Annotated in this window: 18 protein-coding genes and 1 pseudogene; 6 read left to right on the forward strand and 13 right to left on the reverse strand. The window is 40.6% G+C overall.

Annotated features, from left to right (window positions below; translation table 11 throughout):
- The 8 genes and pseudogenes from L8106_RS33995 to L8106_RS27070 form a co-directional block, all read right to left on the reverse strand.
- Window positions 1-210: pseudogene (locus L8106_RS33995) on the reverse strand (MoxR family ATPase); the annotation flags it as partial.
- A 41-nt stretch (window positions 211-251) separates the two neighbouring features.
- Window positions 252-2204: a hypothetical protein gene (locus tag L8106_RS30075; RefSeq protein WP_009787734.1), complete on the reverse strand. Its 1953-nt coding sequence runs from the start codon at window positions 2202-2204 to the stop codon at window positions 252-254.
- 210 nt (window positions 2205-2414) lie between these two features.
- Window positions 2415-2846, reverse strand: coding sequence for a hypothetical protein (locus tag L8106_RS27045; protein ID WP_009787735.1), 432 nt, complete (start codon window positions 2844-2846; stop codon window positions 2415-2417).
- A 78-nt stretch (window positions 2847-2924) separates the two neighbouring features.
- Window positions 2925-5549, reverse strand: a complete 2625-nt coding sequence (locus L8106_RS27050) for a DNA polymerase (protein WP_009787736.1) — start codon at window positions 5547-5549, stop codon at window positions 2925-2927.
- A 12-nt stretch (window positions 5550-5561) separates the two neighbouring features.
- Entirely contained in the window at window positions 5562-5921 is a 360-nt protein-coding gene (locus L8106_RS27055) for a hypothetical protein (protein ID WP_009787737.1), read from the reverse strand.
- Between the two features lie 22 nt (window positions 5922-5943).
- Window positions 5944-6183 carry a hypothetical protein gene (locus tag L8106_RS27060; protein ID WP_009787738.1) on the reverse strand — a complete coding sequence of 80 codons (240 nt, stop codon included), beginning with the start codon at window positions 6181-6183 and terminating at the stop codon, window positions 5944-5946.
- A gap of 116 nt (window positions 6184-6299) precedes the next feature.
- Entirely contained in the window at window positions 6300-6746 is a 447-nt protein-coding gene (locus L8106_RS27065) for a hypothetical protein (RefSeq protein ID WP_009787740.1), read from the reverse strand.
- A gap of 36 nt (window positions 6747-6782) precedes the next feature.
- Window positions 6783-7712 carry a KTSC domain-containing protein gene (locus L8106_RS27070; RefSeq protein ID WP_009787741.1) on the reverse strand — a complete coding sequence of 310 codons (930 nt, stop codon included), beginning with the start codon at window positions 7710-7712 and terminating at the stop codon, window positions 6783-6785.
- Window positions 7713-8027: 315 nt separating this feature from the next.
- Here L8106_RS27070 and L8106_RS27080 point away from each other — a divergent pair, with 315 nt between their 5' ends.
- The 5 genes from L8106_RS27080 (at window position 8028) to L8106_RS27100 (ending at window position 16596) form a co-directional block, all read left to right on the forward strand.
- The gene (locus L8106_RS27080; RefSeq protein WP_009787743.1) at window positions 8028-9329 is read left to right on the forward strand and encodes a hypothetical protein; all 1302 of its coding nucleotides are present in this window, start codon (window positions 8028-8030) and stop codon (window positions 9327-9329) included.
- A 132-nt stretch (window positions 9330-9461) separates the two neighbouring features.
- Entirely contained in the window at window positions 9462-11633 is a 2172-nt protein-coding gene (locus L8106_RS27085) for a DEAD/DEAH box helicase family protein (RefSeq protein WP_009787744.1), read from the forward strand.
- A gap of 202 nt (window positions 11634-11835) precedes the next feature.
- Window positions 11836-12693 carry a DUF928 domain-containing protein gene (locus L8106_RS27090; RefSeq protein WP_009787745.1) on the forward strand — a complete coding sequence of 286 codons (858 nt, stop codon included), beginning with the start codon at window positions 11836-11838 and terminating at the stop codon, window positions 12691-12693.
- Window positions 12694-12723: 30 nt separating this feature from the next.
- On the forward strand, window positions 12724-16101 hold the full coding sequence (locus L8106_RS27095; protein ID WP_009787746.1) for a tetratricopeptide repeat protein: 3378 nt from the start codon (window positions 12724-12726) through the stop codon (window positions 16099-16101).
- A 141-nt stretch (window positions 16102-16242) separates the two neighbouring features.
- Complete coding sequence (locus L8106_RS27100) at window positions 16243-16596, forward strand: DUF427 domain-containing protein (protein ID WP_009787747.1); 354 nt, start codon at window positions 16243-16245, stop codon at window positions 16594-16596.
- A gap of 480 nt (window positions 16597-17076) precedes the next feature.
- On the opposite strand, the gene L8106_RS27105 is transcribed toward L8106_RS27100, so the two are convergent.
- From L8106_RS27105 to L8106_RS27115, 4 genes are all read right to left on the reverse strand, one after another.
- Window positions 17077-17412 carry a XisI protein gene (locus L8106_RS27105; protein WP_009787748.1) on the reverse strand — a complete coding sequence of 112 codons (336 nt, stop codon included), beginning with the start codon at window positions 17410-17412 and terminating at the stop codon, window positions 17077-17079.
- Between the two features lie 40 nt (window positions 17413-17452).
- Window positions 17453-17578, reverse strand: coding sequence for a hypothetical protein (locus tag L8106_RS34670; RefSeq protein WP_369749722.1), 126 nt, complete (start codon window positions 17576-17578; stop codon window positions 17453-17455).
- Window positions 17579-17670: 92 nt separating this feature from the next.
- Entirely contained in the window at window positions 17671-20799 is a 3129-nt protein-coding gene (locus tag L8106_RS27110) for a tetratricopeptide repeat protein (RefSeq protein WP_009787749.1), read from the reverse strand.
- Between the two features lie 501 nt (window positions 20800-21300).
- Window positions 21301-21522, reverse strand: a complete 222-nt coding sequence (locus L8106_RS27115; protein WP_009787750.1) for a hypothetical protein — start codon at window positions 21520-21522, stop codon at window positions 21301-21303.
- A 510-nt stretch (window positions 21523-22032) separates the two neighbouring features.
- Here L8106_RS27115 and L8106_RS27120 point away from each other — a divergent pair.
- A complete protein-coding gene (locus L8106_RS27120) occupies window positions 22033-23412 on the forward strand; it encodes a protein kinase (RefSeq protein ID WP_009787751.1) in 1380 nt (459 codons plus the stop codon).
- 79 nt (window positions 23413-23491) lie between these two features.
- Here the strand turns inward: L8106_RS27120 and L8106_RS27125 are convergent, their stop codons facing one another.
- Window positions 23492-26398 carry an ATP-binding protein gene (locus L8106_RS27125; protein WP_009787752.1) on the reverse strand — a complete coding sequence of 969 codons (2907 nt, stop codon included), beginning with the start codon at window positions 26396-26398 and terminating at the stop codon, window positions 23492-23494.
- Window positions 26399-26484 lie beyond the last annotated feature (86 nt).

The raw sequence follows: 26484 nt of genomic DNA on the forward strand, positions 1-26484 counted from the left end.
TTGATTCTTTTGGATACGAAAAGATTGACCTCGGCTTCGATCTCGTTCCGCTTTTTTGGCTAGTTCTTGTATGTTCTGCCAGCGTTTTTTGATCTCATCAATCTCATGATTTCCTAAATTGCTAAATTTGCGCCACCTGGGAGGGAGAGGAAGCCGTTGTATTTCGTCATGGGATCTATTTGAGCCGCGAAAAATTTTCCAGTCTGTCATTACCTTTTATGATCTCCTTAGTTGATGATTACTGCGAATTACTATTGTCCTGTTGGTCTTAACTGATCATTTCCAAGAGAACGAGGCATCCGCTCAGGATTATCGCATAAAAAGCACAAATAAGACCCTAAATGTTCTTTCGGATATTCGTTTGAATAAGCATCTTCCCATTGTTGTATTTTAATCTGTTGAAAAAGATTGTTCAAATTCATCATTAAATTATAACTTAACAGTTTATTGAATTCCTCTTCCCACTTCTGCCTCTGCTCCGGCAAAGATTCGCATCCTGCCCAAATAGCAAAAGGAATTCCAGATCTTAAAATGACTTTAAACAGTTCTTTATGAGCATTTTTTGATCGAGACAAACTCATTACTTTTAGTCCTAACTTTTTTTCTTGTTCTAACTTTAGTTTCAATTTTTTCCCATCATTATTTGTGTAAATATTAATACAATCTAAATGTTCAAATTTTTGTACAATTTCCTTTTCAGTCCGTTGAACTGTAAAAAAATCTTTCCAATCTTTCCATTTTTTCTTAAGTTCATTCTTGAGTTGAGGCTCATAAAACCGATCATAAGAACGAACAACCATAATATATTTACTACTCAGCGCAACTTGTTCGTCAAATGTATCATCTTTGATTTCCCAACGATAAACCTGTTCACCCAAGTATTCCCAAGGCAAAAATAACTCGATAACTAAATCGTATAAATTATCATCACTATTAAGATGGGAACAACTTAGACGAATAAATTTATCTAATTTATTGGGAGCTTCATCCCATGTACATTCCACACCTTTTTTTTCTTTATTATCATCTAAATCTAAAGGAATCAGGTCTTTTGGGCTGGTTTCATCTGGAAGCAGCCAAGCGTTCATCAAAAATTGATTATTCTTAGATGGGTGGTTTTCCAAAGTAACCATCAAATAAGATTGAGTGACTTGATTTGATAAATTAGATGGTTTTGACTCTGATAAGGAAGGTAATTTTATCTTCAAATTCTCGGCTTCGGTTTGAAGCCAACTTTCTAATTCTTGACGAATTGATAGTTCAATGCGATCATCTAGAGATAACTGTCTGACAAATTCTATAATTCGAGGAAGATTCTGATCTTGATGGGGAGGAGTATCCAGCAAAATATTCATAAGCTTACTTTGCTCTCCTTCTTGATAACCATGAATTTCCAGATGGTGATCAATAGCTTCTCGTAGAACATTTGTCGCCGTTGATATTAATATTTTTATCTTGACTTTTTTAAGCAGTTCAATCAATTGATCTTCGTAAGTTCCAGACAAAAGTTTGGGAGTGGAGGAAATAGAGAAAGCATGGGTTATACTACTGTTGGAATTGACATATAAACAAGCAATATATTTAGAAGGGGTTGGATTAATTTCAGAAGGATTGGCTTGATTTGCGCTTCCCATTCCCATATCTATATATTCATCAATCAATCCAAACTGACTTGAATGCTTGGGTTGAATTGCATTAATACCAAGTTTATAAGCAGATTCTATAGGGCAACCTTCACCTAAGCTTGCATAGAAACTGTGGCTAAATGTGATAGCAACATCATCTGGGATTAACCCGTACATTCCCACAGCATAATTGACATATTGACTGAGGGCTTTTGCTTGAATATAAGAATGACAAGCATTGAGCAAGACACACTCCAAAGTTTGATTTTGCTCAACCAAAATTTTGACTAAGTTAACTAAAACTTCTGTTTGAAGAAAAAACGGATCTCCCCGTTCATCGAGTAAACATAACCCCTGTTCTCCGCTTCCATGTCCACAAAAATGAAGGATGTGGGGATTTTCACGCAGTAAGTATTTTTGTAAATCCTCATAAGTGGTTGCCAGTCGCTCTTTAAAGTCAAAATCATCACGCTTGCTGGCACTTTCTAAAACTTCCCTAATCGTTTTTATTTCTGAATTTAACTTCAGATTTTGAGTGCCTTGAGGATTTGCCTCAAAAAGTAAAATCCTTTTCTTCATTTCCTATTTGATGCCCAATCTAAGTTTACTCATTATATTAATCCCGTTTACATTTGATAGTCAACTAGCTTGAACCGATTTAAAAATTATACTCCTCAGACATTTAAGTGTCAATCACTTTTTCAAGGCTTGGCTTGTGAAATTTAATGAGTGATAAGCTTTTAAAAAGCAAATAAATTCAATGGTTATAACAAAAAAAAATCAAATGAATTATCTCAAAGTAGTCCCTGTGTTGAAAGAATATAAATGATTTTTACACCGCAGTTTCTGCTGAACTTCCTGTAAAAAATAATTCACCTTGGCTTGCTCCAAACGACTATCAACATTTACCCAACCGTTATCCCAAACAACATCCAAAACCTTATGCTCGGTGTCATTTTCCAACAGAGTTAGACGGCGATCGCGTTTACTCCAATGAGCCGTATGCCGAGAACCCTCAAGGTGATGAGTTCGAGCCTGGTTCAAGCAATCGCAAACAACTTCAGCCACCTGTTTTGCCCATTGCTGCTGTTGTTTAGCGTCAGCTTCGGCTTGCTGAATATCCTCAAGAGTAAACCCCGCATCAAAAGCATCACTAATATCCCATCCTTTTTTCACTTCTCCTTGATGGGGAACCAACGCCACCGTTGCCCGTTTTCCCACATCTCGTAAAGCTTTAGCTATTTTAATCGCCCCAATTTGTCCCTCGTTGTGTTCATCAAAGCGATTGCCTCGCTGCGCTCACCATGCTTCGCAAACGTAGAAAATCACAACCTCATCACCGGGAATAGCTTTCAGTTGCTCCGGTGGGGGAATTCCCCTGGCTCCTGTCGAAGTGCAAGCAACGGCAATGCTTTCCCCAGACTGACGCACCGCATCCCCCAACCTCACCGCATCCCAAGGCCCTTCTGTTAAATAGGTTTTCTCCACCTTCGGTTCGGGCTGCTGTACCACCCACACCGAAGGCGGAACGCCTGACTGTCCCCATTTGGGAGTTCCCGGTTCAAGTTCCTCTTCTGATAACCAGGGAGCATAGCGGCGGCGAAGGTAAAGCTTATCGGGTTCAACGGCATCCCGGTGATGAAAAGTGATGGATGCGGGAAGCGATCGCCCATCGGGAGTGCGGAAACCAAAGTTCAAGCCAATGTTATAGCGTTCTGCCATTTCCGGTGTAATTCCTCGACCTTCAAGGTAATTTAAAGCCTTTTGTTGAAGGGAATGGTGTTTGTCATCAGCAGAAAGAAGACGCTGTTGTGAAATCTTTAAATCTTCTTCTGTAGCGACTCTGGGCGTAAGATTATCAGATGAACTTTGGGATTGGTTAAACTCTCTAATATCAGGTAAGACTTGAACTTTTCCAATTTCTGGAAGTCCCAACGCTTTACGAATTGCTTTTTCATCATGGAGTTGCTCAACATCACGGCTGGGAGGCTCCCCGCCACTCCCACGAAAACACCAAAATAAACCGTCTTCACGAACACTTAAATTGAGGTTATTGGGCTTTCCTTCTAACCCACAACAGGGACATTCCCCCCGACCATTCCTGAATTTAACATGATCTCGAATATCGAAATCGGTTAGAGTATTTTCAGAAGATAACGGTTGCTGTTTGGGCTTGAATTTTGTTGCTTGTTTGGGGTAAGTTCTTAACTCAGTGATGGGTTCTTTTCTACTTGGAGATGGCAATTTTTCTTCACGGTTTCTAAACTCTTGCTCACTTAGTCGAACTCCCAACAAATTATCACAAATGCTCACCTCTGCCACAGTTGGGATATCTGGCGTAATGCGTAAGCCAGCAACCTTCATCACGCTCTCCAAAATCTTCCCCACTTTTTCAGCTTGAGACTCTTGCGCCGTCAAAACAATCTTATCATGGCGAATTAAAGTAATTTTTGCCCCCGTTTCTTGCAGCGCATCCGGTAACAAAGCCAGAGCCAATTTGCTCATATCTGCCCCAGAACCCTGAATGGGAGCGTTCAAAGCTTCATTAATAGGGGGATATTGATGTTGTTGAGGTTGCCACTCTCGTTTTCTGCCTAATAATGTGCGAGTTTGAGGGTATTGATTATCTTCTGAAGATAAGGCAGCATTCCACTGGTGCTTAAAATCCTGTCTAACCTGTTGTTCGTGTCGGGCAACTGAGGGATAACCTTTATCCATTGCCGCTTGAAATTTCATTGCATCTTCTATAGAGAATTCTACCCCATAACTTACTTTTGCATAACTCTGTAATCCCTGTGGAGACTGACCATAAATTTTACCAAAATTCACGGGTTTTGCCCGTTGTCGTTCCTCGCTAGTAATCTGATTTTCCGGCTTTCCCGTCATCAAAGAAGCGGTTAACCTGTGAGCATCTCTACCCTCTTGATAGGCGCTCGTTAGAGTTTTATCCCCGGTGAGTTGAGCCAAAATTCTCAGTTCTTGTTGAGAATAATCCGCCCTGACAAAGACCTGTTTTTCCTCTCCTTGTTGTTCGGGAATAATTGCCCGTTTCAGTGAGGCGGGGATATTTTGAATGGCGGGTTTTGTAGCAGACATTCGACCCGTTGCGGCTGAATTTTGATGCCAAGTTGGATAGACTTTATTCTCGTCGTCTACCACATTCAATAATCCTTGAATTCCCTTGTTGCCAATCAAGTCATTGACCGTTCGCATTCTTTGAAACTGATTCAAAATTGGATGCTCTGTCGTCAAGCTTTGAATGTGATTTTTGTTAAAGCTTTCTAAGGGAACACCCGCCCGATTAAAGCACTCTAAAGTTTGAGTTTTGTCGGCTTTTTTGGTTGAGGTTAAGTCGGATAGTTGAATCTTGTCTGTCTCATCGGGAAGTTTCTCACCCAACCAGTCCTTAACTTGACTCTCTAATCCCCGTCTTTCTTCTTCTAACTCTTGCTGTTTATCTTTGAGCCAAGCTGTATCCAAACGCACTCCATTTTGACTCATCTGAGCCGTTGCTTTTGTGGCATTAAACTCAATTTTAGCGACCTCAATCAACTCCTCCGAAGCGAGTTTAACCCTTAAAACATCCCGCAGTTTCAGCAAGTCTTGAGGTAATGATTCTAATGAAAATTTTCCCAGGTGACGACTACTAATAGAAGCAATTGAATTATCAACCTCCAAACCTGCTGTCAATAAACTATCAGCCAACTTCACATCAAATATTTGACCGCCAACTTTCAAGCCGTTTTGGTTGAGTAAATTTTGCCCAACTACCGCATCCGCAAACACTTTTACTGTGGTTGGCTCTTGCAAAATTTTTGAAAGTTGAGAATCCGAATAGCTGTAAGATTGTTGTTCCTCCGAAGTTCCAATTAACACTTGATTTTGACGGGGAACGATAGCAACAGCAGGCTTAGATAAAGTCATAATAAAGCCCTCTTAGAATGTGATTTCTTTGGAAACCAACCTGTCGGCGTGGGCTTCAATCTGCCGATTAATTTCCCACATCACCACTAGGTCGTAACAGTCGGGAAGAAAGGGCAATTCGCGTTCTAACTCTCGAAAAAATCGAGGAGAATGTTTGGTAAATTCTGCCAAACCCGACATCAATTGTTGCCCATCGTGACCCAAAATTAAGACAAGCTTACGGTCAAAATAAACCTCGGTAATTTCGGCTTCCTGATAACCCGACAAAAGACTTCCTTCCAATTCGGATTGCAAATCCTCTCCCTCTTGCATCACAAAACAGCCAATATTATGACCGTTGGGACAAATATCAACGCGATTCGGTACGTCCATTTTCCCTCCTTATTTCCTAATATTATCTGATGATTTTTTGTCGTCCCCGCTCCGAATTTGTATGCTCTCTGGCAACATTTTCTAAGCGGTCTTGCATCTGTAGAAACTGATGCAACATATCGGGGGAAGCATTGGTTCCATTTTCAATCCATCCATCCCCATCTCTAACGCTCGTCATACTTTCTCCCGTTTGGCGATTAATAATTTTCATCGTGGCATTATCGGGTTCATACTGCAATTGAAACTGGGAAGAATCGTGCATTGTTTAAGCCGTGAATCTTGAGAATATTCCCCGCCACAATCGAAACCTCGTCAACCAGCTTTTCTCGAAAGTTAAAATCAATATCATCCAAGTTAATATCCAACATAAAAACCTCCTCAACCCAATCCCAATTCTTTGGTTTTGCCTTTCGCCTGATGAAGATTCTCAACCGCGTCAAGAATCATGTCACGGTGAGTTTTAGTCAGAGAAGATTCCCGACGCACCCAACGATTTTCATCACCGTTCCATTGCGCCTTCATTAACACCTCTCCCAGAGTATTTTCTACCAGTGAAAGTTGATTTTCTTCCTTGTTAAACTCAATCGTGCGGTAGGTTCCCTCAAACTTATCCGTACCCAATCCATTTAGGATATCAACCAACTTGGGGGCGAGTTCTTGAACCAATTCTTCTTGTTCGGCTTCGAGAATACTGACCATCTTATCAAAATCGCTTTCGGTTTCTTCCTGTTCGGTCAATTCATTAATAAAAAATGTAATGTCCATTTCATCTTCCTGTTGCGAATGTTCTTGAAAGTAGGGGTAAGAAAATTGAGATTCATTCATCGTTCTGCTCCTATTATCTATTCAAATCATCAGAAACTAACGCTCCAATCCAGTTTCTTTTTCCTTTTGATGAAGACTCTGAGCCGCATTGAGGATGTGGTCGCGGTCATCTGGAGTAAGAGAAGAACCCAGATTTTTCCAATGTTCTTGCTCGGAATTCCACTGAGCTTTCATCACAACATTTCCGGTGGGAGTATCGATAAGTTTGAGCCTGCTATTTAACCGATTCTCTCCGATTTTCTCAACCGAATACTGACCCTTAATTTCCCGATTATAAAACTGACCTGCACTTTCAGCTTCTTTAAACTCCTCCCAAACTTCGGGTGAGATATTGCGGTAGGTGTAATCTTTTCCGCTTTGAAATTCCAGGGTCAATTCTTGAGTATCCCGCTCGTAAAGTCCAAAACTTAACACCGAAGAATTAAACTCCCAAAGTTCTCTTAATTCCTCGCGCCCCGTAAGGGCTGCTTCGGAATAAAGTTGATTCAATTGTTGTTGAAGGTCATCAAGTTCGGCCTCCCATGCGGGCTTGTCAGTCTCCAATTTGGCATCGGCTTCTATGAGGGCAACTGTCACCTGTTCTTCCAAATTAAACAGTCGCAAAAGGTCAAACTGATTAACCGTAACTTCCCCATTTTGTTCGGAACGCAGCAACACTTCATCTTGGGCTTTAACTTCAATAAAGGGAGGATTAGAAGTGAGGAGTTCGGGTCGAGCATCTTCGCCCAATGCGTCCATTACCGCATCAATTTTTGCAGAAGTTATCTCATCTCTATAGCTACCATCCTCAAGCCTTCCCAGAACGGTTCTGCGCCCAAAATTAACGGTAATATCTTCTTCATTACGTTGAAACCCGGAAGCCAACATTTGTCTAAACGTATCGTGTTCGAGTTGGCGACTTTCTTCAGTTTGTTCAACGGGAGTAGCAAAAGCTTCATCCAATTCTGTAGATTTAAAATTATCCATTTCTTCAACATCTCCAATTATTTTAGAAGGCAGATGGGTGAACGAAGGCAGATGGCAGATGGCAGATGGCAGAGGGTTGATATATGGCGCTACGCGCAAGTCAGAAGTTAGAAGTCAGAAAAAGGGCTTCAAACTTGAAGGAACTGGCGAACCCGAAGGGCAAACTCGATTCCCGAGCTTTTTTCAGATCCTCAACAATCCAAACCTTCTGCCCTCTCTCTTGCGAACTTCCTCCTCGACGGAAACCGCCAAGACCGGAGTTCGCGCTGCCTCCTGCCTTCTGCCTTCGTTTAAGAATTTTCAAGGATAACACCCATGAAAAACTTAACTACCACTTCAAAAACTGCACAGTTTACCACCGCAACATTAGGAGTTGTACGTCACCCCTCCAATCTCCTTGTAGAGTTTTTAGAGGTTTGTAAAAGGCGCAGTAAGGTGAAAGCCTGCATTCTTAGCTGGTTAGATCGGGCGCACATATCAAAAGGTGAAACGGGTTGGATTTGTGCTTCTTATCAACAGATTGGGAAAGCTTTTGGTTATTGTCGAGATACCATCGGGCGACACCTCAAAGATTTAATTAAAGATGGCTATATACGCCGTAGAAATTTGCTTCCCCATGAAAAACGATACCCCACCGACACCCGCAAGATGTACCAGATTAACTTCCAAACACTTCGGGAAAAAGTTGGCAATGAAATTTTGACTCCTAGCTACGACAAATCAGACGGCTACCCCTTAAAATATCAGACGGTAGATGTTGAAAATCAGACGGATCTTAATTCTTACTCAAACCTTTCTAAATCCTCCCTTACACACCAAGAGAAAGCCCCATTAGAAAAATGTGTGTGTGTTCGAGGATTAGAAATTTTTTCGGAAAGAGGGGAAAACCCAGAAAAAGAAGTAGCTTTAGAAACTCAAGAGTTTTCCAAACATCAAGAATTATCAGAAAACCCAGAATTATCAGAAAACCCAGAACTTTTAGAACCTTCAGCCGTTTCAGAATGTGAAAAATTTACAACCCATCCAGAAATTGAGGAATCTGAAAACTTCTCCACAAATCAAGAAATTTCAGAAGATTCTCAACTCACCACCCCGCCCCAAAATTCCAGCCACGCCGAATTAATTACAAAACTTAATCAATCCATTCGTCCGCCTTTAAAGCCGATTCAGTTGGGTTCGGTGCAGTGGGTAATGAGACAATACCCAGAAAACATTACCGGGGCAATTAAAGCCGTTCAACAGGGGTTAAAACAGGGCTGGATAAAGAATCCTACGGGGTATTTAATTCGAGCGCTCAAAGAAGGAATTAAGGTCGAAAACAACATCTCCTGTGCTATGAGTCGGGATTATTGGTGGACGTGGGTTGGTGAAAATTGGGGAAAAGAAAAGCGCAATAGTTTAATTGAGCGGATATCAGATTTGGGTCAAGGTTTGAATGTCTATTTCACCAACGGTTTGGAACGTCCCTTCGATGACATTAAGCAACTGTCTCTAGAAGAAGTGGAAGCTTTGGCGTTAGAAACCCCGGAAACTTCCAATAATGAACATCCCCAAGACAATATTTCACCTCAGCAAGTTGAATACTTACAAGCGATTATGCGGGGAATTGGAAGTTAGAGATTTGCACATCAAAACAAAGCCAACTAAGCGATTGACTCCTTAGCAATTGCCAAGTTGACCCCTAACAAGCACTCCCCAACCTCATAAAAACTGCACAGAAATTAAAAATAATCTACCAGGAGATTAACCATGACAGCAGCCTTTCAACCCGGAGACATTCCCGCAGATTTTCAACTGAGTTTGCTATCTTCTCCCCAAATAGAAAGCCCAATTATTCTCAGACCCTATCAGCAAACCATTAAGGATGAGGTCTACAATCAACTGAACCAGGGTATTCACCGCATCCTCGTTTATAGCCCAACAGGTTCAGGGAAAACGGCTACATTCTGCTCGATGATTGCCGACTTTTTGGCATCCCGTCATCGGGTTCTGTTGCTGATGCACCGGGAATTTTTAATCGAACAAACGGTTAAAACTTTAAGGCGGTTTGGTGTACCGACGGAAGCCATTGGTATTATCAAAGCTGGATATTCGGAGAATCGAGATAGACCCCTTCAGTTAGCAGGGATTCAATCCCTTAGCCGTCGCCAACATCCACAAAATATTGATATTGTTATTGGAGATGAAGCCCATACAATTTGCTGGTATTCCGAGTATAAAAAACTCTTAAACAGCTTGAATAATTCCATTCAAATTGGGTTCACCGCTTCCCCCTGGCGACTCAAACCCCATAAACAATACTTTGGTGAATGGTTTGATACAATTGTTAAGGGGCCGACTATTCAAGAGTTGATGTCACTGGGTTTTCTCGCCCGTGTGAGGTATTTTGGTAAGGGGGGATTGGTTGATTTAACCCAACTTGATACCGACTCGACGGGGGATTTTAAGACCTTGCAAATGGAACAAAAGTTTCTGGATGCGGGAATTTGTGAGGCGGTGCGACAGCGAATTTTGGAGTTATGTTTATGTCGAACGGGGGTGATTTTTAACTCTGGGGTTAAGCAGTCTAAACAGCAAACTGAGTTGTTGAATGAAGCGGGTATTTTCACCAAACATATTGATGCTCATACACCGATTAATGAACGTCGCCGGATGTTTCAAGAGTTAGAAAAAGGGGAGATTCGCTGTATTAGTAGTGTGGGTTGTTTAACCGAGGGCTTTGACTGTCAAAGTATTGGTTATGTGGTGTTAGCTAGAGCCACCCAATCACAGGCTTTATATTATCAGGTGGCGGGTCGAGGGTTGAGGACTTGTCCGGGGAAAGAAAACTGTTTGTTATTGGATTTTGGTGGGAATGTTAAACGGTTTGGATTTCTCACCAAATCCCCGTCTATTACTTTAGAACCGACTCCACCCCCGAATGTTAAGGAAATGCTCAAAACCTGCCCTGACTGTGGTTCTGAAGTGTGGATTTTTGAGCAGGTTTGTCCCGAATGCGGTTATGAATTTACGGTTAAAAAATCTGAAACTGATGAGTTTGAAGCCGCATTTGGTGAGATGTTTGACCCGGAAACTCTACAATTTGTTAAATACGCTCGAAGTCAACGAAAAGCGAGATATACTAAAAAGCAAAACCCGGAGCAATTGTGGGCAACCTTCAAGTCTAAATTTCCGGGACAGTTATTGTTTGGGGAGTGGATTTATGGGGCGGTATTTGGAGGAGAAGATACCCCGACAAACAGACGAGATTTTATTGAATATTTGGATAAGTTTGCACCAACTCAAGATAAAAATAGTCAGCTTTATATTGCTTGGATGAGACATCATTTGCAATTAGAATTTGGTGTACCCGGACGAGAAAATCGGCATCAGGAGAAGTTGACAAAGGGGAAACAGGACTGGGAATGGTGGGAGATTTTGCAAATTAATCCGGCTGCTAACTGGCAATCTATTAAAGCCAACTACACTGAACTTACTCGGCTTTATCATCCCGAATCTACTTCTTTGGATGAAGCCACCGCAGAAGAAATGATGAACCGATTAAATTGGGCTTTGGAAGTTGCCAAACTGCACAGTGAAGGTCAACTAGAATTATTTGATAAAATTGAGAAAGCAGAGGTTTACGTCGATAGTAAAAAAGAGGTAATTTTTGATAATCTTGGACTACCTTGGGCTGTTAAAGGTCGTCAAAAGGGTAAAATTCAACTGAAAAGATTCGACCAATTTCTGGAAATTTCTGAGGTTGATGATATTCCTTATAAATTTCACTGGGGAACGATTGAGGATATTATTGAGGCTCTGAAAAACTGTCAGAACCACGAACAAAAAGTATTTTTTATACGGAAGATATCGCCCGAAGTTTTCAGTTGGGCTTGGCGTTGTTTGAACTCAGACGCGCCCAAAGGACTGGCGAAAAGTTGAAGTCTTAGGAAAGTGCAGACACAACTCGAAACCCCACAATGGAATATCTTTGTTTGTTTTCGATAGACTCTTTTTTATCCGTAACCCTAAAAACCTGAGATAGTCAGATCTGAAGCGACAAAATCTTGCCCTTTTTAGAGTAAGATTGTGAATCCTATAAAATCATTTATGATTGATACAATATCAAAAGCAATTATCAACGATGAGATTTAAGGTCATTAGCGCGATCGCCTTACTCAGCCTAACGGGACTAGGGACAGAGATTCGAGCAAATACCTCCGTGCAACTCAGTCAGTTTCGTCCCGCAGATACCACAGAACCCGCTTATCGAGAAGGAGGAGGTACACGGGGAGGAAGTGTTTTCGAGGGAGGTGAAGGCTCAATTGCTCTTACTCCTATGACTGGAGGAGTGACGGTTGCAGAATATCCCACTTTATTAATTTTACATAATCCTTATATTCCTGAACGATCAAGTCGTGATGTAACTGAATCGGTAATGGTTTTGGAAGATGAAGCAGGTAATGTAGTTTATGAAACCACAATTCAACTTCCTTTGGAGGAGAGTATCATAGCCATTAATCTCAAACAAAACGAAACATCTGTTCCTCTAGAAATTAACCAAACTTATCGTTGGTATATTTTTACTTCTTCTACATATATGACAATAGAAGCACCTATAACGCGAATCAGCCTTAGCTCTGAGTTGACTCAAGCCCTAGAAAAAGCCAACCTTCAAGAACGTTTCAATCTGTATAAAAAGAACGGAATCTGGTATGAAGCTCTACTCACTTTATTTGAGTTACGCCGTGCCAATCCTAACGATACCACTTTAATTCAGAAATGGAAAGAATTGCTTCAATCTATCGGATTTGAAAAAATTGCCGATGTACCTCTGTTATTAATTGAAGCTCCAACTTCTCAAAATCAAACACAAGATTCTCTTGAAAGTTCCGAGTTAAATACAACGCCAAATCAAGTCACCAATGACGCCGAATTGACATTCCCTTTTCGACCGCCCGAGCAAGGTATTCCTCATACGCCCGATGGTGGTAGTCGATAATTTTTTTTATAAATCAATCAAAACAAGCTTATGAAATTCTTGAATATTGTTATTTTTACTGGAATTTTTGAGTTGAGTTTAATTGGGGATTCTATTCTCGTCTTCTCTAAATATTTATACCCAACAATAGAAACTTATCCGATAACCGAAAAAGAAAGTTCATTGATTCATGGAGAAAAATTTTCTCTCAACCCAACTACTCAGCAATTACTACAAACGGGTGAGCAACAATTTCAAACCAGTCAATTTCAAGCGGCTCTCAATACCTACCAACAAGCACTCGCATTATTTCGACAAACCAATAATAAAAGAGGTGAAGCCGAAACCTTATTCAATATTGGAGTGATTTACCGCGTACTTAGTCAATATTCTCAAGCCACAGAATTTGTTGAACAAGCTTTAGAAATTGCAGAGTCTTTAAATCACCAAAATTTGATAGCCTCTGCGTTGAGCGAACGGGGAGTTATTGCTTATAGTTTGAGTCAATTTCCCGAAGCGTTAAAATTTTATCAGCAAGCCATTGAACTGAGTCAAAAAATTGGCGATAGCTATACAGAAGGACGAACTTTAGATCATATGGGAGTGGTTTACCGAAGACAAGGAAATTATAATCGAGCTTTGTCTTTACATCAACAAGCGTTAGCCATTTTGCAAGAACTTAATCAAAAATCTCCTCAAGCGGTTGTTTTAAATAATATTGGTATCGTTTACAATAGGCAAGGAAATTATCCTAAAGCCTTAGAATACAATCAAAAAGCGCTGGCTATCAGCCGAGAATTTGGCGATCGCTATATTGAATCTCGAATTCTTCTCAGTTTGGGTGTGGTCTATCAAAATCTTAGCCAATATTCTCAAGCGCAAAAGTTGTTGCAACAATCATTGAAAATTAAAGAGGAAATTGGTGACAAAATAGGAATTGGTCGAGTTTTAAACGATCTAGGTGGAACTTATATTAATATTGGTGAATATTCTCAAGCTTTAGAATTTTACCAAAAATCTTTAAGGGTTCGTCGTTCCGTTGGCGATCGCATTGGAGAAGGAATTACTCTGAGTAATATTGGATTAGTTTATCAAAATCGGGGTGAATATTTTCAAGCACAAGATTATTATCAGCAAGCTTTAGCCATCAGTCAAAAAATTGGAGATCGTCCCGGTGAAGCTTCTGCTTTAATGAATCTTGGTGGAGTTGCTTCAGCACAAAGTCAGTACACAGAAGCCGTCAACTTTTATCAACAGTCTTTAAAGATTCGACAGGAGATAGGCGATCGCGCGGGAGAAGGATATACACTTAATAGTATTGGCGCTATTTATTATACGTTGGGTCAGTTCAATGAAGCCCTAAAATTCTATCAACAGGCTTTAACGCTGCGTCAAGAAATCGGTGATCGTGCTGGAATAGCACAGGCTTTAAATAATATGGGATTGGTTTATGAAGTTCAACAACAGTATAACAAAGCTCTTGAATTTTATCAACAAGCTTTAAAGATTCGGCGGGAAATTGGAGATCGACCCGGAGAGGGAAATAGCCTGAATAATATTGGATTTATCTACAATATTAACCAACAGTATACTCAAGCTCTTGAGGTCTACCAACAAGCCTTAATAATTCGTCAAACTCTCGGCGATCGCTTTGGAGAAGCAACCACATTAAACAATCTAGGGTTAGTTTATAATAACTTGGGTAATCAGACCGAAGCCTTGGTTGCGTATCAACAAGCACTGGGAATTTTTCAGGAAATTGGTAATCCTGAAGGGGAACGTTCCACCCTCAGCAGTATGGGAGCGATTTTTGAAAAACAAAACAAAGTTGAACTCGCCATTATCTTTTATAAAAAGTCGGTCAATGTCACCGAAGCCATTCGTCAAAATATTTCTGGACTTTCCACAGAACAGCAACAATCTTATACCGGAACGGTGGCGGATACCTATCGTCGTTTGGCGGACTTACTCTTACAGCAAAATAGAGTTTTAGAAGCACAGCAAGTTTTAGATTTATTAAAAGTTCAAGAATTAGATGAATACTTAAAGAATGTTCGAGGAAATAATCAAACGTCCCAAGGAATAGAACTTCTTCCTCAAGAACAACAAGCCTATGAAGAATATACCGAAATACAAAATCAAATCGTTAAATTGGGAAAAGAACTCAACGAACTGCGGATAATTTCTCCGGAAGAACGTTCACCAGAACAAAATCAGCGTATTGTTGAATTAGAAAATATTCAGCAGCAAGTTCGTCAAGAATTCAATAACTTTATCGAAAATCCTGAAGTACAAGCCAAGTTACAACAACTTTCACAAACAACTGGAGGTCAAAACTTAGACTTACCCAATCTTAATCGATTACAGCGTCAATTGCGTCAAATTGAACCAACTGCTGTACTTCTTTATCCTCTCATTTTAGAGAACCGAGTTGAACTGATTTTAGTTACGCCTTTTAATCCACCCATTCATCGTTCTGTTACGATTGAACGAAAAGTATTAAATCAAGTCATTGTAGATTTTCGCCTGGATATTGTCCGTCCATTATTACCTCCGAATAAAGTAAAAACTTCTGCTCAACGTCTTTATGAAATCTTAATCAAACCGATTGAGAATGACTTGGTTCAAGCTGAAGCTAAAACGATTATTTATGCACCGGATAGCGCATTGCGATATATTCCAATTGCGGCTCTTTATGATGGAAATAAATGGTTAATTGAACGATTTAATATTAATAATATCACAGCCGCTTCTCTTACCGATCTAAGTTCTCAAGACTCTAAAGAATTAACAGTTTTGGCGGGGGCATTTAGTAGTGGAAATTATCAAGTTACAGTGGGAAGTCGGCAATTTTCTTTTGATGGACTAACTTATGCGGGGTTAGAAGTTCAAAATATTGCCAAACGAGTTCCTCAAACCACGACATTAATTAATCAAGAATTTAATCGAAATGCAGTGATTCCTTTTCTCAACGATCATACTATCGTACACCTAGCAACTCACGCCGCATTTGTTTCCGGTCAGCCTGAAGATTCTTTTATTTTACTTGGAGATGGCGATCGCTTAACGTTACGAGAAATTGAGACGTTAAACTTACCCAATGTGACATTAGTTATTCTAAGTGCTTGTCAAACCGCAGTGGGCGGACAGTTAGGAAATGGAGAAGAAATTTTAGGACTTGGCTATCAGATGCAGCAGGCGGGAGTGTTGGCAACCATTGCGTCATTATGGATAGTTGATGATCAAGGAACCCAGGTGTTTATGGAAGCGTTTTATAATGCTTTATTGTCTGGGAAATATACCAAAGCGGAAGCCTTGAGACAAGCACAAGTGAATTTGAGTCAAAATTTGATTCAAGACAATCGTTTTAGTCATCCTTATTACTGGGCGCCTTTTATTTTAATTGGGAATGGATTATCTACTTTTTGACGGGCGAAGGCTATTGAGACAGGTACTTTACCTTCAATGTAACGGGTATCGAACTCTAAATCAAGTCAATTGAATGCTTAATATTCTCAGCGTCTCCCAATCTGATATCTTGAAAATGTTGTAGTTGATCAGCTAATGAAAATGCCAGGCGCAAATCATCTAATCAAGATCGCTCCTCAGCCAAAGCGAGTCAAAGTCACCTTTAACGGACAGACGATAGCAGACACAACCCAAGCTTTGGAACTGAGGGAAGGAATGTCACCACCCGTGCAGTACATTCCTCGCAGCGATGTGGCAATGGAGCGGTTACAGCCAACCCAACATTCCACCCATTGTCCTTACAAGGGAGATGCTAGTTATTTTAGCATTACGGTCGATGGTAAAACGGCCGAAAATGCCATTTGGTCTTATGAAAATCCTTATCAGGCGGTTGAACAAATCAAAGAGTACCTTGCTTTTTATCCCAACCGTGTCGATGGGATTGAAATGATTTAGGAGTATCTATCTTTATTCTAGACCCAAGCAAAGCGATCGCAGTTTGAGAAGAAGTTGGGGGACTTATGCGATCGCCTATTCAAGATAAACTAAGCCAACCGAAGAAGCCAATTTAAGCTCGACTTCTCCGGTAAGCAAGAAACTTTCAGATCCAGAACCCGGATTTGTTCAATCAGATCAAGCGCGATCGCTTACTTTGTCTTGATATGTGATCGCTGCGATCGCCAACTTTACCCCTAACAAGTGCTACCCAACTTTATAAAAACTGCACATAAATTAAAAACAATCTATAACGACATTAGCGATAATAGCAGTCATTCAACCCGGAAACATTCCCGCAGATTTTCAATTGAGTTGGCTATCTTCCAACCAGACAATACCGCAAGAATTGAACGCTTGTAAACTTAAGTCATCAACTTATTCTAACTGGGGTTTAACTCCTGAAACTCTTAATTTTGTCTTGATAAAAACAACATTGAATTAATGAACAGCAAACTCAGTAAAAGGTCGCACATCTGGCGGATGAAACCCCAAAACAATTTTACTTTTTGGAAGACCCGCCCTAAGCAAATCATTAGCAATTCCATCCTCAATCCCATCCCGATGTATCCAAACCTTATCCCCAATAATCTCAACATGAACCAAACACCCATGCACCTGTACATCATCCTCCCAACCCTGCGTAATCAACAAAAAATTATTCCTATCCTCGCTAACAATCAAACGACATTGTAAATCTCCGTAAGCGTAGGGAATCTCCGTATATTCCAAAAGTTTCTCTTGAATAACCCTTCGCAACTCAACTAAATTATCCACTGTACGACCTCCTGCTTTTGACTCTCAAACACCAATAAACTCACCCTATACTTGTTAACCACCAACTCCCCAATCGGTTCAGAAAAATTGCCCGATAAGTGGTTTTCCTGATCGCCAAATACAACAAAACATCCGGTTGTACCTCCTCCAATATAGCCCGACAAATTAAATACTACCCTTCCGTAAGCGAATGGTGATTGATTTACTGAGTATGAAATGGGGTAATAGATTCTATTTTAGAGTGTACCCCATTTTGTCTTAACTCAAGCCAACTGACTGAGGTTGAGAATTCCATTCTCCCTGAAACACAAACGGCGCCCAAAAGAAAGGTGCGTTATAGTTATCAGATTGAATCATTTCTAACTGAACTTCTCGCATGGCTGTTGCAGGATTTGAACCCGTTTCTAATATTTTTCGATAATAATTTTGCATCAATTCCGAAGTCGAATTATCAGCAACCGCCCACAAACTTACTACAACTCGTTCGGCGCCGGCATACATAAATCCCCTCGTTAAACTCACCAATCCTTCGCCCCGAATATCCTGACCCACTCCCGTTTGACAGGCACTTAATACCACTAATTCAGCCGAAAGTGTTAAATTAAAGATATCACTCAATTGTAAAAATCCCGCTTTTTCTGTTCCTTGTTCATCATATAAAGAAAACACCAATCCTGATAATTCCGGTTGAGTTTCATTCAAAAGTCCGTGAGTGGCAAAATGAACGATTTGATATTGAGATAAATTAGAATCCGTTGCAGTTGTTCGGTTCGCATTAAAATCTAGTGCTAGTCGTTCTAAATTGTCGGGAACTAACGCTAAAATTGCTTCCGCTTCTTGGCGGGTGTGTTGTAAACGACCAAAAGATTTACCCAAAAAATCCTCTAGAGATTGTCTTAATACGATTGTATTAACATCATTGCTTTCAGTTTGGGGTTGAGAAGCAACTTGAAAACGAGGGTCATTTTCCTCAAAAACGGGGTCAGCAATAACTACAACTTTTTTCGGGGCGGGTGTTCGTCCTTGAACTTGTTCTCGGAGAATTGCTAAACTGGAAGCGGAAGGTAAATTCACAATTTCATGCTGAACAATTAACGGTGTGTAACTCCTATTTTGACCCCCCTCAGTCCCCCCTAAAAGGAGGGAAGAATTATCGCTTTTCTGACTCCCCTCGCCTTGTAGGAGAGGGGTTGGGGGAGAAGTCAACGGTAACGCCGCAAAGGGAACAGTTTGTAAAATACCATCCCCAACGATAACTAACCGTTTATTTCCTAACTGATTGATAACGGGAGATAATAAAATTTGACTCAACTTTTCACCCGTTGGCGGAACAACAGCCAGAGATTGAATTTCTTCTAAAAAAGATGTTGCTAACGCTTCAATATCTGAACGTTTTGGGAGTTGATAACTTTTGACTTCCGTTGTACTCACCAACCATAAAAAACTGCGTTCAGTTCCCAACGAATAAACTAATAAAACCGTCTCCTCATCGATAACTTGTTGCTGAATTTCCGAGGCGGTTAACGGTGAGGGATATTGTAAATTGGCATATTGAGGACTATTGCGTTTAATTTCAACTTCTAGGTTTCGCAACTCACGCCGAATCGCTTCAATTTCCTGCTTTAATTCATCAATATTTCGTTCCCCCGGATTGAGTTTTCGAGTTTGGTCTAACGCATTCAGTTGTTGCAATAAACTCTTTTCTTCTGCCAACAATTGCGGGTCAACCCCTTTTTTAATATCCGCCCCCGACTCTGCCAAAATATCTAATAAACTCCTCGCCCGACCTCGTTCGCTGGCATTTAAGGCTTTGGCATCATAACCTTGATTGGGGTTTTGTTGGTGCAACTCCATCAACAAATCAATATAAAATTCATAGTAACCATAAACAGTGGCAAAGTAAGACGTTCGTAAGTCTTGACTAATAATTTTCGTGCGGAGTTCTTCAATAATATTAATCGCTAATTCCATATCGGTTAAGGCTTCGGTGAGGTTGCCTTGACTACGTTTGAGGGAAGCAAAATTACCGAGAGTTGTCGCTTCCTGTGCTTTATCTCCCACCTGTCGCGATAGGGGAAGGGATTGGTTGAAGTAATCGAGCGCCTGTTGAGAGTCTCCTAAATCATTGTAGACAAAGGCAATATTATTGAGAGTGACCGCTTCCCCCGCCTTATCCCCCACCTGTCGCTGTAGGGGAAGGGATTGGTTATAGAAATCGAGCGCCCGTTGTTTGTCTCCCAAAGCATCGTAGACACTGCCAATATTGTTGAGAGTGACCGCTTCCCCCGCCTTATCCCCCACCTGTCGCTGTAGGGGAAGGGATTGGTTGAGGTAATCGAGGGCCGTTTGAGAGTCTCCCAAAGCATCGTAGACACGGCCAATATTGTTGAGAGTGACCGCTTCCCCCGCTTTATCCCCCACCTGTCGCCTTAAAGGAAGGGATTGGTTGTAGAAATCGAGGGCGGTTTGTTTGTCTCCTAAAGCAGAGTAGACAGCGCCAATATTGTTGAGAGTTATCGCTTCCTGTGCAATACCTCCTACCTGTCGGGATAGGGGAAGAGATTGGTTGTAGAAATCGAGGGCGATTTGTTTGTCTCCTAAAGCATCGTAGACAAGGCCAATATTGTTGAGAGTTATCGCTTCCTGTGCAATATCTCCTACCTGTCGGGATAGGGAAAGGGATTGGTGATAGAAATCGAGGGCGATTTGTTTGTCTCCTAAAGCACTGTAAACATTGCCAATATTGTTGAGAGTGGTCGCTTCCCCCGCCTTATCCCCCACCTGTCGCGTTAAAGTAAGGGATTGGTTGAAGAAATCGAGGGCGGTTTGTGGGTCTCCTAAAGCATTGTAGACCAAACCAATATTGTTGAGAGTGGTGGCTTCGAGCGTTTTATCCCCCACCTGTCGCATTAGAGGAAGGGATTGGTTGAGATAATCGAGGGCGGTTTGTTTATCTCCCAAAGCATTGTAAACATTGCCAATATTGTTGAGAGTAGCTGCTTCCCCCCTTTTATCCCCCAGTTGTCGCGATAGGGGAAGGGATTGGTTGTAGTAATCGAGTGCCTTCTGTTTATCTCCTAATAAATCAGAAATTCTACCCAGTCCTAACAAACTATTAGCTTGTCCTTCCAAGTTTCCTGCTTGTCGATAAAGTTGTAGCGCCTTTTCCCAAACTACAATTGCTTGTTTATAAGATTCTGCTGTCCCTTGTCGAAAGAGTTCAAGTCCCTGCATTAATAATCTATCTGCTTCTGTATTGGGGTCTGTTTGGGCGATGACTTCTCCGCGATACAGGGTTGGGGGTAGAGTTAACAAAGGGAAACCCAAGTTCAACAGAAAGATGCTGTTAACGCTGAGAATAGATAGCCACTGTTGGGGTAGACGCATGAATGGGATTTCCTCACCGCAAGAACCACTCATCACAACATACGTCTGATGTTCGGGAGGTTATGCAACAATTAAGTGGGTGAGGCATGATTAAATCATAAAAGCTTGAAAATCTGAAAGCTATGTCAGAGAAAACATTTGATATTACTTAATTATCCGATCGCTTGTTAGATTTATTGTCACGTTAGCTGTGTTACCTTTACATCATAAAGATCCCTTTGATTGATTATTAATAGCTCAGGCGATACGTCTGACGACCCGCTACGCGATCGCAGATTGAGTTCAACTCTATTTTTGGGTAACTGACCAGTGGATGTTCGATGAACAGGATGTTGTTTATGTAACACTGGGTAAAAAAGAAATTAAAGAATAGCGATCGCAGTTTGAGAAGAAGTTTTGGGACTGATGCGATCGCCGATACGTTGGTTGTGTTGAGAGACGGATCGGCAACTTGCAGTTAGTCTGAGTAAGGAAAAATCCTGCAATTTGTAATACAATTGCTTAAGAATAATAGCCAGAGCCGCATCGATCGCGAACGGTAAGCCTCGTTTGAGTAATCAACGCTTTGATATCGGCATCGGACGGGATTTCTTGGGCAGCAATACTCGCTTCTTCAACAATCGTATTGCCCAGACGAATATTATGGCAAGCATCCCACTCCGTTTCTGCGGTCAACTCGGTTTCATAGTGGACGACAATCCAATAGCGTTTCAAGTCACTCATACAACTTTACAATTTTAAGGTTTTATATTCTAATTATTAATGAGAATGTAAATTAAATCCCGATTCGATCATCAATTATCCTTCAGCATTGTTTTAACCACTATTAATTCGTTGGGCGATCTTCATCCCAAAATTGCAATAGCATTTTAATTGCGATCGACGAGGACATAATAACGTAGAAGATGGGAAATTCTGCGATCGCAATTTTCAACTTCACCAGTTGGCACTCCAAGTCAAATCGTGATAATTTGGATGCTGTTGCCCTAGTGTTGTTTTATGAATTAACTCTTAAATGAAGCTAGTTAGTTTGTTGAAGGCAGTGAGAACTATTTGCAAGCCGCTACAAATAGTAATTTGGTTCACAAAAGGTTTCAAACCCCAAAGCTTACAGGCTGTATTTTGACAGGTTCAACAGGGTTGAACATACTAAAGTTGAGATAATATAATAGAGAGTTTGTAGTATAATGATTTATATTATAGTTTTTTAAACATTAATTTTTGAGGTTTGTTATGAGCAAAAATAAGAAAAAACCTTGGAATGAAAAGTGGGAAACTATTGAACAAATTGGTGGCGGTGGTCAAGGTCTAACTTTTCTAGTTAAGCCTAAAAACGACTCGTTTCCTACTGGTAACTATGTACTCAAAATACTTAAGAATCAAAAAAGTTTTGAAAGACGTTCGAGAATGCACATCGAAGTAACTGCTCTAGATGTATTGAATTGCCCAGGGATACCAAAGTTAATTGATTCAAATTCCCATCTTTTTAAAGAAGATATACCTCTTTATATGGTGACTGAATTTATAGATGGAAGCACTTTGTATGATTTGATAGCAAGTGAAATAATGGACGTATTTGAGGGAATAAAATTGACGATAAATTTGTTAAAAGCTCTTGAATATTGTCATCAAAACAGTATAGTACATAGAGATATTAAGCCAGACAATATCATTATTAAAAATGATGACATTGCTAGTCCATTATTGATAGATTTTGGTATTTCTTTCAATAAACTTGATGACAATAATACAAGTTTAACACCTGTAGGCCAAGAATTAGGAAATAGATTTTTGCATCTTCCAGAACATAAACAAAAAAGTAACTTACAGAGAGATCCAAGATCTGACATAACACAAATTTGTGGTATTTTGTTTTTTGCTATAACAGGAAAAGTTCCTACGCAGCTTTTTTATGAAGGAAGTAAACCACATCAGATGAAAGAAGCCCAACAAAAATTATCAGCTTTACCCGAACATATACTATCCAAAATTAATAGGGTTTTTGATAGAGCTTTTGAAGGAAGAATAGATTTCCGTTGGCAGTCTATCCCTGCGCTTAGAAATGCTTTATTAGATCTTTTAGAGTCAGAAAATAAAAAACATAAGAAAACTGAAGTTTTATTAGATTGTATCAAAGACAAAGCATCAAGTAATCTAGAAAAAAAAATATTTCAAAATTTAACTCAACAAATTCTTAAAAAAATTTATGATGTTGTCTCTGATCTGTCTAAAGAGCTTGGTTCAGAATTTGGGCTTGTTAGCTCAAAATTAAATGAACAAAAAATCATACGACCTGAAATTGACTGGGATGATTTAACATTTTTTCAGCCTGTTCTTGGTATAACTTATCAATATGGAAATCAATCATTTTTCCCTGGATTTGAGGGATACATAACAGGAAATGAAGTTGTCTTAGTCTCAAGTTTTGAACACTATCGTCCCAAGTCTAAACTTGATAATTTTAATTTATTTGGCAAGAATGCTCCGGATTCAGATAAATTAGATGAACAAATTGAATTACTACGAACTCCTTTAAATGGTGAACCTGATTTTAGTGGTTTTGAAACACGTCTCAAAAACTTTTATTTGGAAGGTATAAAGAGTATGATGTGAATCAGTTAGTTGTAGCGACAGCCATCTGCTGTAGCCCTCTTTTCACCCCCTGAACCCTCCCCTCTCCAAAAACAATTGCTTATTCTAAATGAGACTCAGCTTTAATATCCATCTCATCTAAGGGTTCTTCAATAGCATTCCGAATCCAATTTAGCTCAAATTCCTTAGTTGTATGTGCCTTCACTTCAATTTTTATAACCATATCTTCAGCTTTATCTGAAAGGGTTTGCAACACTTCAAACAACTGAAAAATATTAGTTTTATTTGCAATTGAACTCAGCTTGTAGCACTTTGCCACTTTTTTACCGTCTTTAATGTCTACTGAAACACGCCTAACAATACTGCTGCTTTCAGACTTATATTCAACGGTTTTTATATCCTCTTTCGCCACCGAGGTTTGACCCGTAGAAACCGAATATAAATTCTGATCAACAGGTGTTAATTCTTCCCTCAAATCCTCTGCATTTTCCGTAAATTCTTCGGGAGGATTGGCGGATTTACACTCCTCTTGAAGTCGGTTCACCAACCCGGAGGATAACAAATAACCGGATAAATCCAACTCATCCGCAGGAATTTTGCAGTTGAAACTGATTAATTCTGCATTCTCAACCGTTGGTGTTTCTCCCCCAGTAAACGTCCCCGCCGGAACATAACCCAAATTTCCCTTTTCAATTGCTTGAAGAATTGCCGTTTTAATCGGTTCAACCCCCAACAACTTCGGATAATTGGGAAAACGGAAAAAGTAACTGACCAATTCTTCCGCTTGAATATAGTCTTTTTCTTCGCCGTCTAGCTGGGAAATTCGCAGCAATTTATTAGAAGTTAAGCTATCAAAAACATGGTTTTTCAACGCTTCAAAAACTCGTTCTTGTAATTTATGACTGGTATTAATTTGGGAATGGAGGTCAATAATTTCGAGTTTATTCGGCGGTTGAATATTGGGATTAAATACGGGTAGGATAATATATTCATACAGTCGGCGCAGCGCCGCTTCAACTTCAGAATTTGCCTCTTTTTCCTTTGTACCCAGTTCCTCCCCGTCTTCTGCGGAAAATTTATATTTTTTCTTTTGTGCCAATAAAGAGGCGATCGCCAAAGCCGTTCTTGCCCCTTTTCGTGCCTTATCCATTTGAGCTAAATTTGGAACTATAAACGCCAACGCATTCTTATAATCCCGCTTATCATTCCCCCGATTTTCCCACCAAATTAAAGCATCTTCTTTCACTTTTCCCTGGCTTTTTTCTGCCCAACTAGGGTCGAGATACACTATAATAAACTGAGAGATTTTATCCGGTATCGCCGCCGAATCCTTCGGCCACAAAACCACCTTTCCGCGAGATTTTTGAAGATTTTGATTGAGAGAATTGCGAATCAGTTCTAAAACCTCATCGCCCGTAACTTTACTTTCCTCATCGGCAATTAACTTGTTTAAATTCGGTTTGGTTTCAAATCGATATCGCTTGCCAACATAATGCAAATACAACAATTCATCTCGCAAATCACTTAACACTGTAGTAATGATTGTTCGCTCTAACCCTTCTGCGAGGCAGGAAGCCACAATATCTTGTTCAAGCACCCCCCGATCTTCCCCACCTCTGGCACCGAAAGAATACATTAAAATAGCAGAAGCTAAACGACTTCCTACCTTCAAACTGGCGATCGCAGGCGAATCATTGGCGATGCGTTTATCGATGGCGTTGACTTTGGCTTTACGACCAATTAAATCGGCATTTATAACAGAATTGTAAGCGTCTCGTTCCCCAACTTGACTAAAGAAATTGTTGCGGACTGCTTCGTTGTTAAAATCAATATTGCCGGGGGTAATTAACCAAGAGTTATCATTGCTTTGTTTGAGGGAATATATAACCGAGGCGAGAAACTGCAACGCACCGCGAGTTCGCTGGTAGCTTGGCAAACTTCCCCAACGGTGATACATTAAATCTAATAAGTCAGGATGGAAAGGATAGCTATATTCAATGCGTTCGGCTAACAAGTTGGCTTGCCGTTCAACCTCCTGTTTTTCCCGCTTGGTGCTGGCGTAGCTTTCTTGAAATTTGCGAAATAATTCCGCCTGTTGACGGGCGACTTCTTTAATAATTTCCGGGTTGCCAATGTTAGAAAATAGCCGTTTTTGAACGACTTGCATAACTTCATCACCGGAAACGGGTTCTTTTTTCGCATCGTTGCGGGCGACCAATTTATCAAGGGTACTCAACAACCCTTCATTTCCCACCGCTTCTTGGACGCTGGCTTGCAAAGAATAGACTAAAACGGTTTTGGGTCGGTCTGCAACAACTTCGGTGAGTTTTTGAATGAAGGTGAGAACTTGGCGCCCGAAAGTAGAGTCTCCGACGGTTAATCCCATCGCGTTTTCGACGTAAATCAGAAACTCATCCATTAAAATCAGGTTGGGGCGATCGCCTAATATTTGTCGAATTTCGTTGTTTCCGGGGGCGATGCGGTTTTCGTCGTTGTCTTTGACCAAATTATACGCTTGTTGTCCGCCCAATTGCCAAGCCAGATAACCCCAAGGCGTGAGTATGCGGGGGCCATTTTCAACTTGTATCCCGGTACTGGCGTTAACATCCAAACCGATAAATGCGGCTACCGAGACTTCACCGGGGTCGGGAAGATAGGAGAGTAGAGGAAAGTTTTGCAGTTGCGATCGCGATTTGGCGATATGATAGAGGCTGACGAGGGCGTGGGTTTTACCGCCTCCGAAGGGAGTTCTTAGCTGCAAAACGCGATCGCCGGGTTCTCCTCCCAATCTTTTTAAAACGCTTTCTAACAGGTTTTTCAGTTCCCCGGTGAGGTAGGTCGCCTCAAAAAATTTCCGGGCGTCGCGGTAAACTAAAGGACAACTGGCTTCATTGCGAATTACAGATCCCAATTTTGCCGCATAGGTGGCATTGTCTAGGTTTCCCGCTAATATATCGGCGTGGGGGGTAACAACTTGTGTCCAGGGTTTGAGTTGATAGGCTGTCATTGTTTTTGGGAGTTGGGAGTTGGGAGTTGGGAGTTAGGGATTGGGAGTTGGGAGTTAGGGATTGGGTGTTGGGTGTTGGGGATTGG

This window comes from Lyngbya sp. PCC 8106, assembly GCF_000169095.1.
In the GTDB taxonomy this organism is placed as follows: Bacteria; Cyanobacteriota; Cyanobacteriia; order Cyanobacteriales; family Microcoleaceae; genus Capilliphycus.

Bases quoted from the DNA above. Each gene is read 5' to 3' on its own strand.
- L8106_RS27085 (WP_009787744.1), top strand. From the start codon at position 9,462: ATGACAGCAGCCTTTCAACCCGGAGACATTCCCGCAGATTTTCAACTG.
- L8106_RS27060 (WP_009787738.1), bottom strand. From the start codon at position 6,183: ATGCACGATTCTTCCCAGTTTCAATTGCAGTATGAACCCGATAATGCC.
- L8106_RS27100 (WP_009787747.1), top strand. From the start codon at position 16,243: ATGCCAGGCGCAAATCATCTAATCAAGATCGCTCCTCAGCCAAAGCGA.
- L8106_RS27050 (WP_009787736.1), bottom strand. From the start codon at position 5,549: ATGACTTTATCTAAGCCTGCTGTTGCTATCGTTCCCCGTCAAAATCAA.
- L8106_RS27095 (WP_009787746.1), top strand. From the start codon at position 12,724: ATGAAATTCTTGAATATTGTTATTTTTACTGGAATTTTTGAGTTGAGT.
- L8106_RS27065 (WP_009787740.1), bottom strand. From the start codon at position 6,746: ATGAATGAATCTCAATTTTCTTACCCCTACTTTCAAGAACATTCGCAA.
- L8106_RS27055 (WP_009787737.1), bottom strand. From the start codon at position 5,921: ATGGACGTACCGAATCGCGTTGATATTTGTCCCAACGGTCATAATATT.
- L8106_RS27080 (WP_009787743.1), top strand. From the start codon at position 8,028: ATGAAAAACTTAACTACCACTTCAAAAACTGCACAGTTTACCACCGCA.
- L8106_RS27120 (WP_009787751.1), top strand. From the start codon at position 22,033: ATGAGCAAAAATAAGAAAAAACCTTGGAATGAAAAGTGGGAAACTATT.
- L8106_RS27110 (WP_009787749.1), bottom strand. From the start codon at position 20,799: ATGCGTCTACCCCAACAGTGGCTATCTATTCTCAGCGTTAACAGCATC.
- L8106_RS27090 (WP_009787745.1), top strand. From the start codon at position 11,836: ATGAGATTTAAGGTCATTAGCGCGATCGCCTTACTCAGCCTAACGGGA.
- L8106_RS30075 (WP_009787734.1), bottom strand. From the start codon at position 2,204: ATGAAGAAAAGGATTTTACTTTTTGAGGCAAATCCTCAAGGCACTCAA.
- L8106_RS27070 (WP_009787741.1), bottom strand. From the start codon at position 7,712: ATGGATAATTTTAAATCTACAGAATTGGATGAAGCTTTTGCTACTCCC.
- L8106_RS27115 (WP_009787750.1), bottom strand. From the start codon at position 21,522: ATGAGTGACTTGAAACGCTATTGGATTGTCGTCCACTATGAAACCGAG.
- L8106_RS27125 (WP_009787752.1), bottom strand. From the start codon at position 26,398: ATGACAGCCTATCAACTCAAACCCTGGACACAAGTTGTTACCCCCCAC.